Source organism: Microcoleus sp. w2-18bC1 (assembly GCF_036700365.1).
Lineage (GTDB): Bacteria > Cyanobacteriota > Cyanobacteriia > Cyanobacteriales > Microcoleaceae > Microcoleus.
Genome location: NZ_JAUBOS010000074.1, coordinates 17,076 through 30,396, shown reverse-complemented (window position 1 = coordinate 30,396; position 13,321 = coordinate 17,076). Strand labels below are relative to the sequence as shown.

Sequence of the window (13,321 nt, the reverse complement as noted above, 5' to 3'; positions counted from 1 at the left end):
TTTAGCAGGCATTCACTTTGTCTGAATATCATTATGTTATATTATACCACTATGCGTTTTAAATGCACAACAGCTTAGCGTTTGAAGTACAGTTCCACCTTCCCTCAGTTTTCCCACAATCCCAACAAGTTGATGGCAACCTCTGAGTAATGGACTCTCACATCCCGCTGCACTTCGGCTATCCGTTCCTCAATTAGTCGAGTCGTAATTCCAATTTTAGAGAATGAGTGAGGAAACTTTAAAAATTTATGGACAGACTGAAACGGAATTGCAATGCTGTATCAGCCATCCGCTAGAGACAGGACTTTTCCAGAAAAGCGTTGTTTTTTGGACGTTTTATACACAAAAGCCAAACTCTAACTTAACTGCTTGTAGCGAAGTATACACTTGATTGTGGTTATAAGTCTCTCTAAAGAATTATTTGTATATTCTCCTGAAGACAGATGATAGCAGCCACCAAGGTAAATAACATACAAAGTGTACAGAGTTATTAGGTAATCTAAAGGCAGAATTTAAAAGTAGTCTATTTGCGCCCTGTAGGAAAGACATTCGACTTACGCACTTGCCCAAGCTAAACAAAGTGGCAGTATGTGGCGTACTCTTGTGCCTTAATTCAGGATAATGACTACTTTATATTTGATACTTAATTAATTAAGTTTACCTAATTTCTTGTTGTTCTGTTCTACCTATCCGACTCTAATTACCCTGTTGTTATAAGTACCTCTCAAGAATGGTTGGTATATTCTCCTGAATACGGAGGATAGCAGCGACCAAGGGAAATAACATCACAATCTACAGAGTTATTGGGGAATCTAAAACCAGAATTAACAGCACTCTATTTGCGCCTTATAGGGCATAGATTCGGCTTACGCACCTGCCAAAGTTGAACAAAGTTGCAGTAGGTCGCGTACCCTTGTGCCTTACTTCAAGTTAATGACCAATTGAGCTTTGATTCTTAATTAGGTTTACCTGATTTTTTCTTTCTCGGCTCTATCTGTCACACCCTAACCACCATCTGGTAATACGCTTCTTTGTAGATGGCACAAAGGATACCCGAAATTTTCGCAGTTTAAGACATTTGTGTTGCTTGTAGGTCATTGGGTATACCCAGACTGACCAATTTTCCTTTTACCCGATCACACTTATTTAATAAGAAGTCTCATGGTTAACTTACTCAGACCGCCCAGTGTTTCTTCAAGTTCTCGCTTCGGTACTGTAACTGGTTTGTGGAGGCAACAGTCTCTTTACGACAGGAGGGCGCTTAAGACTGGTATCATCCATTTCGGGCCTGGTCGTTTTTTTAGGGGCCACCTCGCCTACATAATACATAACTATCTTGCACAGCAGGGTGCCCAAGAGCAGAGATGGGGGATTTGTGGGGTTAGCCTCAAGAGTCAACAGACCATTACTAGGTTGAAACCGCAGAGATTCCTTTACACTTTGACCAAACATTCTAGTTGCGCTCAAAATCGTGAGGAAGCGGAAGTTATCGGTTCTATCAGGGAAATAGTTAATGGTAGAGACAAGTGCGAGTATGTGCTTGAAAAGATGGCATCTCCTTCTGTGCACCTGGTGACTCTGACAATTACTCAAGGAGGCTACCACCTAGACAAGAATTTTAATCTCGACACAGCGAATGAAGACATCGCGCACGATCTGCAAAATCCTTCGACTCCAACTACTGCAATTGGTTTTATCGTAGAGGCGCTACGCAGACGACGCGATCGCAAAATGACCCCGTTCACCACACTTTCTTGCGACAACCTCCCAAGAAACGGGGATATCCTGCAAAAAGCAGTGCTAGCTTACGCTGAAGAGATCGATCCTCAACTTGCAGAATACATCAGGGATAACGCGGTGTTCCCTAATTCAGTGGTAGACAGGATTGTGCCTCAAGAACAGGAATCCGACTATAACTACCCCAGCCGACTCTTGCAGGTTCGCGATCGCGCACCCATTGTAACCGAACCATTTTGGCAGTTTGTCGTGGAAGACAAATTCACAGGCGATCGCCCCAAGTGGGAAGATACGGGGGTGATTATGACTAGCGACATCACTCCCTTTCTGTATATGAAGTCGAGATTTTTGAATGCAGTACACTCCTTCATAGCCTGTTTAGCTGTAAGAGCAGGTATAGAGTATATGCACGAGGCGATCGCCCTACCGGAATTCCACTTGTTTACTCGGCATCTCATGGACGATATCGCAGCAGCAACACCAGTGCCTCGCGAGATGTGTGAACAATATATGGAACAAGTGTTACTAAGGCTCAGTAACGAAGATCTTCCCGATACTACTGAGAGAATCTCTTCAGAAACAGCGAGGAAAGTAGGCAAGTATATATTTCCGATACTTCAGGATGCCTATTGCCGAAAAGTCAGCATGAAGCGGATTATACTTCCTGTTGCGGCGTGGCTGCTTGCAGTCCGAGAAGAGGCGTGCGAGTCTGGTCAACCCTATCATGCCAAGGATACCCAAAGCGCAATTACAGCGATTCAAGAAGGCGCCGTAATTAGTGGGATTTTGGGGTTGGACAATTGCGAACACACAGAGGTCGTAGATAATGAATGCCAACAAGCTTTGCGAGATATCCAAACCCACGGACTATTGACTACGCTTAAGAATTACTGTGAGGGAGGTCTTTTAAATGAAACAGTTTCAGCATGATTTGGTGGTGCTTTTCGATCATGACGGAACAGTTGTTGACAGTGAAACCATAGCACTTAAGAGCGCATGGAGGCTGACAAATGAAGTGGCTCGTGAGTTCCCTGGCGCTCAACATTATGAGCTTGAGGACTTTGTTAAAAGCTTCGCCGGGAAACCCTACAGGGAAATACTCAAAAAGCTCTACCCAGACTCATCAACCAGTCTTAATGAGCGTGATATTGACTTTCTTGTGGCTGAAGAAGAAAAGAGAGCGATCGAACGGCTTACTATAGAGGCAAAAGCGACTGTAGGAACGCCCCAAGTGCTGTCTTCCCTGCGCGACGACGGAGTTGAATATGCGCTAGTAAGTAACAGCAGCTTACAGCGGCTGAGTGCTTGCCTTAGTTCTGCAGCCCTGACCGACTATTTCCCCAGCGAGCAGGTATTTAGCGCTCACGACTCTCTCCCGGTTCCGCGTCCCAAGCCACTTCCTGACATCTACCTATATGCAGTGGAATGTCTGGAAGCTGAAGTTTCCGATTGCGTGGCAATTGAAGATTCTATCAGTGGGGTAAGGTCTGCCGTTGCCGCTGGAATTGGGCAGATTATCGGTTATGTAGGGGGAACTCATATCAGCGAGGATGAACGAAAAAGCCGTGCAGATGCTCTTGAGTCGGCTGGTGCCCACCAAGTTATCGATCGGATGCACGACCTTATCGGTCTATTATCACCAACCCCAGTGTAAAGACACGGGGCATCAGGCGATCGCTGGATGCCGTTAGTTAGGATGGTGAAAAATGGCGTTGCTGAATATCAAGAATTCTGGGCCATCGAATGCTTCACTTTATCAATCCAACCTTGGCTCAGACTCAACACCTGCGAATAAGACAAGTCCGTATCTAACACCAAATCAAACACAGACGGCTTAACTAAACGGGGAAACCATCGATGAAATAGCCTTCCTATCGTCAACCGCAAGAAAAACTCAACCACCAACAACTTAGTGCGAGGAAACGAATAATTTGATAACTCTTGCAAGGCATGGGCATCCGGGACTCGCTGCTGTGAAAACTGCGGCAAAACCTTCCCCCAATCATCCCCATACTCCTCCAACAATTGTCCCAAAATTAGCACATCTTCTAAGGAAGAATTACACCCCTGCCCAATCGAGGGAGACACCGCATGAGCAGCATCGCCAATCAGCAACACACTATCGCCCTCATGAAAGCGATCGCAGCGTACCGTTAGCACCTTTGCCACTGGACGCTTCAACAACGCTTCCGCTTCTTCCCACGACATCAACTGACCAAACAGCGGGAAATTTTCCTCAAAAAATGCCTTGACTTCTTCTTTCGTGGATAATCCTTCTAGGGGATTAGTCTGTGCATCAAAAATAATCACGCCATTCAACTGATCTCCTGGCTGGGGTACCATCAACATCCGGGTTTTATTATTCAAATTCCAGGCATGGATTTTATTCGGTTCTAACTCCACTCCAGCAGTCGGATTGAGCCGACTTAAAAACACCGATTTATAGGCATCTGGAACATAGCTTTGGGAACACGACAAGCCTGCATTCTCGACTAAATAGTCTCGAATTTGCGATCGCGCCCCATCGGCACCCACCAGTAGATCGTAGTGAACGGTAAAGCTATCTCCTTCTGAAGGTTTCAACATCACGGTTTTAGCCGTTGCATCCACAGCCGTACATTCACAGTTGAAATGTACTTTAACCTGATTTGGACTAGAGGTTTCGGTTAATTGTTTCAACAAAACCGTCACGAGGCGATTGCGATCGATTGTGAGAACCGGATTTTCACGAGGAATCCGTCGGGATTTGCCATTTTTCCGATAAATAATCGTCCCGTGACAGAACACACTTTGAGCAGCGATCGCCTCCTCTAACCCAGCAATGGCTCGAATGGCTTTTCTGCCCCGTTCCTGAAGCGAGAGCGGAAATGTGCGGTTTCCAAAAACATCAGTCAGCCGAGGATCGGGACGACGTTCATAGATATCAATATGGTAGTTGCCCCGACGCAATAAATAATGTGCCAGTAACAGTCCAGCCGGACCCGATCCAATGATTACAACGTTTTGAACCATAGGGGTTTACCAAATAGGATGAGTTGATGTACCGAACTTTATTATGCTTCCCGGCAGAGCCCCGACTTCTGAATCAAATTGATTCAGGGCAATCAGGGTTTCAACAAAGAAGTGGGGGTCTGGGTGGTCTTTTTATCTGCGATCGGCAACCCCTAAAAAGTTAGATATTCTCAAGAATAGCTTGGGCGACAACTTCATCGGCGATCGGTTTTGCGATCGACTTGCCATGCAGATCCGCCAAAATATAGTCCACCTTTTTAAACCATCCTGCAATACTGATAATCAGCCGTCATCACAAGGTCATACATTAAGATGAACAGCAATACCAGCACAGACTCAACAATCAAGCTGAATCAAGCATCCCTGTCTCGTTTACCTGGAAACGTGCGCGTACCCAAGTATGATCGCCATCAAATTACTAATGGAATTGTGCATATTGGGGTTGGTGGATTTCATCGATCGCACCAAGCGCTCTATCTCGATGATTATTTCCATCAGAATCCTGGTAGTGACTGGGGAATCTGTGGGGTTGGATTGCTTGACAATGAATATGACAGGCGAATGCGGGATGCGCTTCTGCCCCAAGATTGTTTGTATACCTTAGTTGAGCGATCGCCTGAGAGCGATCGCGCTCGGATCATTGGTTCAATTACTCGATATCTATTTGCACCAGACAATCGTCAAGCAGTTATTGAAGCATTAGCCGATCCCAAATGCCGAATTGTTACTCTAACGATCACTGAAAGCGGCTACTACTACATTGAAGGAAGTGGCAATTTCGATGTAAACCACCCGACGATGCAGCACGATTTGCAACATCCTGACCAACCAATTGGGACATACGGTTTTTTGACAGCCGCACTCGAAAAGCGGCGTAAACAGGGGTTGGCACCCTTTACAGTCTTGTCTTGCGACAATATCCAGGGCAACGGCAACATGGTGCGGAAAATGCTAACGACATTTGCCCAAATGCGCGATCGGGATTTAGGAAGTTGGATTGCTGAACACGTTGCGTTTCCTAACTGCATGGTCGATCGCATTACTCCGCTGACAACCCCAGCAGATATCAAAATGGTGGCCCAACAGTTTGGTATTGATGATGCGTTTCCCTGCGTCGCGGAACCTTTCATTCAATGGGTAATCGAAGATACCTTTTGTGCAGGCAGACCCGATTGGGAATCCGTTGGCGTACAGATGACTAAGGATGTTCATCCCTATGAAATGATGAAAATTCGGCTGCTTAATGCCAGCCATATGCTGATTGGCTATCTCGGCTCTCTGGCAGGTTATAACTACGTTTATGAAGTCATGGCTGACCCTTTGTTTCAGCAAGCCGTTGCTAACCTGATGGATGAGGTGACACCTACGCTTCAACCCGTTCCGGGGATTGATTTAGACGATTATAAAAAAACTTTAATTGAACGGTTTTCTAATCCTAAAATTCGCGATCAGCTTCCACGCCTTTGCCTGAATGGATCGGCAAAAATTCCTAAGTTTGTTTTGGGATCGATCCGCGATAAATTACAACTTGGAGGTGCGATCGATTACCTAAGTTTGACGATCGCTGCTTGGTGTCGCTATCTCAATGCTTACGATGACCAAAACCGTCCTATCGTCATTGATGACCCTTTAGCAGACAACCTCACTCAACAAGCCCGCTCAGGTAAAACAGATCCCACTCCATTTCTCAGCCTATCTGAAATTTTTGGAGATTTAGTAAAGTCCCCACGTTTCGTCGAGGCTGTTGCTGACAAGTTGCGTAATTTGCATGAGTTTGGTTCTCAAGGAACGCTAGGCCGATTGTCGTAAGTACCATCTGCATCCGTATTGCCTCTGGCTAAAGCATCTATCTTAAGGTGGATTCTCCTGAGTGAGTCACTCAGGTTCAATGGAGAAGACCGTGTATGTATACGGATGAATCTTAATGAAGCGCGACGCCACAGGCAAGTTTCTTAGCAATTGGAACTCGGAGACGAAAGAACGAGTGAGCGTATCTCTCACTAATACAGCATGGCGATCGCTCGATAAAGAGGCTCACAGGCGAGGAATTTCTCGCTCTGAAGTCATTGAACGCTTTGCCCGCACTCTTGAAGGCGAACAGTTGTTCCCTGCCCAAGAAACTGAGGGCAAGGTAGCAATAATTCTGGAAAGCATTACGGATGCTTTTGTCGCCTTCGATCGCGACTGGCGCTACACCTACGTGAATGGGGCGGCGGCTCAAATCCTGCACAAAACACCAGAAGATCTACTAGGAAAGCACGTTTGGAATGAGGTTTTTCCTGAGCTAGTTGGTGCAATTCCCTATCGAGAACTCCATCGGGCAATGACGGAACAAGTTCCTGTTGCCTGGGAAGAATTTGGGGAATCTGTCCAGCGTTGGATAGAGGCGAAGGCCTATCCCTCGACGGCAGGAGTAGCAGTTTATTTTCGCGATATTACAGAACGCAAGCAAGCAGAGGCAGAACGAGAACGGTTATTGCACGAGCTTGAAATCGAACGCGCCCGATTTGAAGCCGTTTTGCGACAGATGCCTGCGGGTGTAATAATTGCCGATGCGGCATCCGGTAAGTTAGTTCTAGCGAACGAACAAACCAAGCAAGTTGTTGGGTATGACTATGAACAGTCGCTTGAGATTGAGGAATATGCACCCATTGCTCCCTTTGAAGCCTTTGGCTCAGATGGTCAGCTCTATGCCCCTCATGAGTATCCCCTGGCGCGATCGCTAAAAACCGGTGAGGTCGTTACCAACGAAGAGATGGAAATTCATCAAGATGATGGTAGCCGCGTCTTCATTAACATCAACTCAGCACCAATTCTAAATAGTCAGGGAGAGATTGTTGCAGCCGTTGTTATCTTCCAAGATGTGACGGATTACAAACAGGTTGAACAGGCATTACGAGAGAGCGAAGAACGCTTGCGATTGGCATTAACGGCGGCTCAGATGGTGGTCTGGGATATGGATTTGCCGACCAATCAGGTCGTGTGTTCTGCTAATGCTCTAGACGTTTGGGGTTTTCATGAAGGGACGGGAGAAGAGTTTGTTGCGCTCATTCATCCAGACGATCGACAACAGGTGCTCCAAGCGACGGTAGGGGCAATGGCTGGAGAACAGCCCTACGCACCGGAGTATCGGGTAATTTGTCCAGACGGCGTTGTGCGCTGGCTCAACAGTCAGGGACAAGTCTATCGGGATGAGACGGGGCAAGGAGTTCGCATGATTGGCGTTTCGGTTGATATTACAGAACGCAAACAGATCGAAGCAGAACGCGATCGTCTTTTAAAACGAGAACAAACTGCCCGACTCGAAGCAGAAAGCGAACGCAAGCGGTTGTATGAAATCCTGATGCAGCTCCCTGTCATGATTGGCATTTTGAAAAGTCCCGATCTTGTGTATGAATTTGCCAATCCAACCTATTTGCAAGGGACTGGACGCACTCCAAACATTATTGGTCAACCGATGCGGCAGGTTTTCCCAGAAGTAGAGGGGCAAATTTACTTTGACGTGCTTGAACAGGTTTATCGAACGGGAGAAACATTTATTCGGGAGGAGTCACCTACTTACTTGGATCGCAATGGCGATGGGGTGTTGGAAGAGGCATTTTTTAACTGTATCTTTCCGGCTTGGCGAGATGCTGAGGGAACCATTCAGGGCGTCTTAATTTATAACATGGACGTAACAGCCCAGGTGCGGGCAAGGCAACAGATTGAGGCATTACTGACAGAACTTCAGCACAAGGAGAGACAGCAGCAATTTCTGATTGAATTGAATGATGCGATTCGTGCCATTCAAGACTCGAAGGAAATTATGTGGCGAGTGGTTAGCTCCGCAGGGCAACATTTCCAAGTCACTCGCTGTACCTACGGTGAAATTGATTCTACTCAGGAATATGTGATTGTTGATCGCGATTATTGCAATGGTGTAATCAGCATAGTGGGTAGACATCACCTAGATTCGTTTGGCCCTGAACTCATTGCTGAATTAAAGCAGGGCAAAACTATTGTCGTAGATGATGTCGATCGCGATCCTCGGACTGCCGGATCGGGGGCTGCTACCTTTGACGCAATTCAAACCAAATCTCTCCTATGTGTTCCATTGGTGAAAGAAGGGCGGTTTGTTGCATTGTTGGTGTTGCACCATGTCTCTGTTCGCCACTGGATGGAGGAAGATAGGGTGCTGATGGAGCGAATTGCTGAAAAAACCTGGCTAGCCGTGGAGCGGGAGCGGGCAGAAGAGGAATTGCGCGAAAGTGAAGCTCACCTGCAACTGGCAGTAAGAATCGGACGCATGGGAACGTGGGACTGGGACATGCAGACTGATGCTTTGCTTTGGTCAGAAGGACACTTCACCATCCTGGGTCTACAACCGAATGAGTGCGAACCCACCTATGAAGTTTGGGCAAATCGGGTCCATCCGAATGACTTAGCAGAAGTTGAGGCGAAAGTTCAGCGAGCCATAGCTGAGAAGAAAGAGTATCACCATGAATATCGCCTGTGTTGGTCAGATGGCTCGATTCACTGGGTCGAAGCCAGAAAAGAGTTTACTTATGATTCTCAGGGAAATCCCAAGCACTCGATCGGAGTTGTCATTGATATCACAGAACGCAAGCAAGCGGAAGAGGCGTTGCGTCAAGCCCTACAAAAGCTCAACTTCCATGTTGAAAACTCTCCAATGGCAGTCGTTGAATGGAATCGAGACTTTCAAATCATTCGGTGGTCTGCTGGTGCAGAGCGCATTTTGGGCTGGAAAGCCGAAGAAATTCTGGGCAAGTCTTTAACCGAGATACCTTTTGTCTTTGAGGAAGACCTAGAATCGGTGACTGAAGTCTGCCAACGGCTGGTCTATGGTGATGAACCCCATATTTTTTCATACAACCGCAATTACACCAACGATCGCAACATTGTGCATTGCGAGTGGTATAACTCCAGTCTCAGGGACGAATCGGGACGGATGATTTCGGTGTTATCGCTGGTGCTGGATGTGACGGAGCGCAAGTATGCCGAACAAGAACGAGAACAACTGTTAGAGCGCGAACGTATTTCCCGTTCTCAGGCAGAAGCCGCACAGCGCCAACTGGCAACTATTTTTGACACGTCTCCGGTGGGACTTGCCCTGTTAGATGCCCAGCAGCGATTTATTGCTATTAATGAAGCATTAGCAGAAATTAATGGATTAACCCGCGAGCAACACTTAGGCTATTCAATTCCAGAACTTTTTGGTCAATCCGATCCTCAATTAGTTGAAGTCTTTGATCAGATCTACACAACAGGAAATCCCTTCACTTCACCCAACTTGGCGGTGAATGTTCCCGGACGCAGTGATCGCCGTCCCGGCTATTACAACGTTTACTATCTTCCGACTGTTAACTTTAATAGCCAGGTAGAAGGCGTTCTAGTCTATGTGGTAGATGTGACGGAACGGATGCAGTTAGAGCTTGCCCAACGTTTTCTCTCTGAAGCAAGTGCGGTGCTTGCATCCTCACTTGATTATCAAACTACTTTGGAGCAAGTCGCGCAGCTTACAGTGCCGGAATTAGCGGACTGGTGTACGGTTCACATCATAGAAGAGGATGGTGCGATCGAGCAGATTGCGGTTGCTCACATTAACCCTGCCAAGCTGGAATGGGCATATCAGATGAGAGACAAGTATCCTCTGAACCCAGATGACCCTCGCGGTGCTGCATTGACCTTGCGAACTGGGGAATCTGATTTGGTGCCAGAGATTCCCGATGAACTATTGGTACAGGCAGCCCGTGACCCAGAGCATTTAGAGATTCTGCGGCAGGTTGGATTCAAATCGGTAATGACGGTGCCACTACGAACTCAGGCACGAATTCTAGGGGCCATTTCCTTTATCTCAGCCGAATCTGGACGACGGTATACCTCAGCAGATTTGCAACTGGCAGAGGAATTGGCGCGTCGTGCTTCCTTGGCGATCGACAATGCTCAGTTATATCGGTTAGCTCAACGCGATCGCGCAAAAGCAGAAGCCGCTAACCGGATTAAAGATGAATTTTTAGCCGTATTGTCCCACGAGTTGCGATCGCCCCTCAATCCGATTCTGGGCTGGACAAAATTGCTACGAACAGGGCGACTAGATACCACAAAAACCCAGCAAGCGCTGGAAACGATCGAACGCAACGCCAAGCTGCAAGCCCAATTAATTGAGGACTTGTTGGATGTCTCGCGCATTCTGCAAGGAAAAATGACGTTAAACGTCGCTCCTGTGAATCTAGCGGCAATGATTGAGGCTGCACGGGAAACGGTACGACTAGCAGCCGAAGCCAAACACATTCAAATCCAAACTACATTTAATCCTATTTCAGGAACGGTTTCAGGCGATAGTAATCGCCTCCAACAAGTAGTCTGGAACCTCCTCTCCAATGCTGTGAAGTTCACCCCAACCGGAGGACGTATCGACGTGCAACTAGAGCAGGTTGGTATGTACGCTCAGATTCGAGTCAAAGATACTGGAAAAGGCATCCAACGAGAGTTCTTACCCCATGTGTTTGACTACTTCCGTCAAGAAGATGGCACCATAACCCGACAATTCGGCGGATTGGGATTGGGACTAGCGATCGTCCGTCATTTTACCGAACTGCATGGAGGAACCGTTCAAGCAGACAGCTTAGGACAGAACTTAGGGGCTACATTTACCATCCGGCTACCGTTAAACATCGTAGAACCGGAGCCCTCTTCTGATGACAGGCATCCAGAAAGTGCGGCAGACTTAGCAGGTATTCAGGTCTTGGTTGTGGACGACGATGCAGATATGCGGGAGTTAGCAGCATTCACCTTGATGCAATCTGGCGCACAAGTTGCCACAGCAGCTTCGGGGGCACAGGCGTTGACCCTCCTGAATCAATCTCTCCCCGATCTACTTTTATGTGACATTGGGATGCCAGAGATGGATGGTTATGCCCTGATTCGGCAAATTAGAAAGTGGTCCCCCCAACAGGGAGGCACGATTCCTGCGATCGCACTTACTGCCTATGCTGGGGAGATCAATCAGCAGCAAGCCTTAGCTGCCGGATTTCAGATCCATATCTCCAAGCCTGTCGAACCTGATGAATTGGTACAAGCGATCGCCCGTTTGCTAAGACACTAAATGATTTGAGGATTAGCTATCATGCTGCTTGGAATTGATTTAGGAACAGGCTCTGCTAAGGCATTGCTCCTAGCGACAGACGGAACCACTATAGGTGAAGCATCAACATCCTATCCTGTTCATGCACCTCAACCTGGATGGGCTGAGTCGGAACCAGAAGATTGGTGGTTAGCTGTTGCCTCGGCTGTTAGGAAGGCAGTGGGAAATCACGCTCAAGAGGTACAGGCGATCGCACTTTCAGGGCAAATGCACGGTGTTGTCCTAGCTTCGGAGTCGGGTCAGCCCCTGCGTCCTGCTATCCTCTGGGCAGATACTCGCTCTAGTGCCACGCTGAACACTTATCATTCGATCGATGCGGCTATTCTAGAGCGCTTGGGCAACCCGATTACGGCTGGAATGGCGGGCCCGACTTTGTTGTGGCTACGAGAACACGAGGCTAATGTCTACACCGAAGCGCGTTGGGCACTCCAGCCCAAAGATTGGCTGCGGTTACGGATGACTGGAGAAGTTGCAACGGAACCATCTGATGCTAGCGGTACTTTGCTTTACGATGTTGTGTCGGATAACTGGGCAGAGGATGCAATCTTAGCCCTGAATCTACGCTATGATTGCTTACCAAAAATTATCCCCTCTAGTGCGATCGCAGGCTACCTAACAACTATTGCTTCTGAGCATCTTGGCTTAAGAGTTGGCTTACCCGTTATTGCTGGTGCGGCGGATACGGCAGCGGCGGCACTTGGCAACGGGCTACTAGAGCCTGGTTTGGTTCAACTAACGATCGGCACAGGCGCTCAAATCATTACACCTCGATCGCAACCAATTATCGATCGTCATGGTCGTACCCATCTCTATCGAACCGCCCTACCTAACCAGTGGTACACCCTTGCAGCAATGCAAAATGCCGGGTTAGCGCTTGAGTGGGTGCGAGGTATCCTCGGCTTGAGCTGGCAGGAAGTCTATACTAAAGCGTTTTCTGTTCCCCCAGGATGTGAAGGGTTGACATTTTTGCCCTACCTCACGGGTGAGCGAACTCCACACCTTGATCCATATATACGTGGGGCATGGGTAGGGCTTGGACTTCATCACACACAGGCGCACCTGATGCGATCGGCTTTAGAGGGAGTTGCTTTTGCCTTGCGACAAGGTTTTGAGGCACTGGAGGCAACAGATTTTAAAGCGACAGAACTGCGTTTAGCAGGCGGTGGAACGGCAGAAATGCCTTGGAAGCAATTACTGACTGATGTATTGAGAATACCCCTCTATGCAACTACAGTTGCTGCGGCTTCCGCGCGTGGTGCTGCTCTACTGGCGGGTATAGGAATTGGTGTATACGCAGATGCTAATGACACCACCAAACTGGCAGCCACACCAATGCTTGCTGCCACTCCCCAATCAGTTGATCCAATCCTAGAAGAGGCTTGGTTTCGATATCAATCGCTTTATCCACGACTTAAAAAAACTTGATAG

6 protein-coding genes are annotated in these 13,321 nt (G+C 47.6%); 5 read left to right on the top strand and 1 reads right to left on the bottom strand.

Annotated elements, in window-relative coordinates; genetic code table 11:
• The first annotated feature begins 1,161 nt into the window (after nucleotides 1–1,161).
• Nucleotides 1,162–2,667, top strand: a complete 1,506-nt coding sequence (locus QT979_RS25100; RefSeq protein ID WP_333312010.1) for a mannitol dehydrogenase family protein — start codon at nucleotides 1,162–1,164, stop codon at nucleotides 2,665–2,667.
• 4 nt (nucleotides 2,668–2,671) lie between these two features.
• Nucleotides 2,672–3,391 (top strand): HAD family phosphatase, encoded by a 720-nt coding sequence (locus QT979_RS25095; protein WP_333312009.1) that lies wholly within the window; start codon nucleotides 2,672–2,674, stop codon nucleotides 3,389–3,391.
• A 68-nt stretch (nucleotides 3,392–3,459) separates the two neighbouring features.
• Here QT979_RS25095 and QT979_RS25090 read toward each other — a convergent pair whose 3' ends face one another.
• Nucleotides 3,460–4,749 carry an NAD(P)/FAD-dependent oxidoreductase gene (locus QT979_RS25090; protein WP_333312008.1) on the bottom strand — a complete coding sequence of 430 codons (1,290 nt, stop codon included), beginning with the start codon at nucleotides 4,747–4,749 and terminating at the stop codon, nucleotides 3,460–3,462.
• A 312-nt stretch (nucleotides 4,750–5,061) separates the two neighbouring features.
• Here QT979_RS25090 and QT979_RS25085 point away from each other — a divergent pair, with 312 nt between their 5' ends.
• The 3 genes from QT979_RS25085 to xylB all read left to right on the top strand — a co-directional run bounded on the left by QT979_RS25085 (nucleotide 5,062) and on the right by xylB (nucleotide 13,318).
• The gene (locus tag QT979_RS25085) at nucleotides 5,062–6,558 is read left to right on the top strand and encodes a mannitol dehydrogenase family protein (RefSeq protein ID WP_333312007.1); all 1,497 of its coding nucleotides are present in this window, start codon (nucleotides 5,062–5,064) and stop codon (nucleotides 6,556–6,558) included.
• Between the two features lie 115 nt (nucleotides 6,559–6,673).
• On the top strand, nucleotides 6,674–11,854 hold the full coding sequence (locus QT979_RS25080; protein WP_333312006.1) for a PAS domain S-box protein: 5,181 nt from the start codon (nucleotides 6,674–6,676) through the stop codon (nucleotides 11,852–11,854).
• A gap of 21 nt (nucleotides 11,855–11,875) precedes the next feature.
• A complete protein-coding gene (gene xylB / locus QT979_RS25075; protein WP_333312005.1) occupies nucleotides 11,876–13,318 on the top strand; it encodes a xylulokinase in 1,443 nt (480 codons plus the stop codon).
• Nucleotides 13,319–13,321 lie beyond the last annotated feature (3 nt).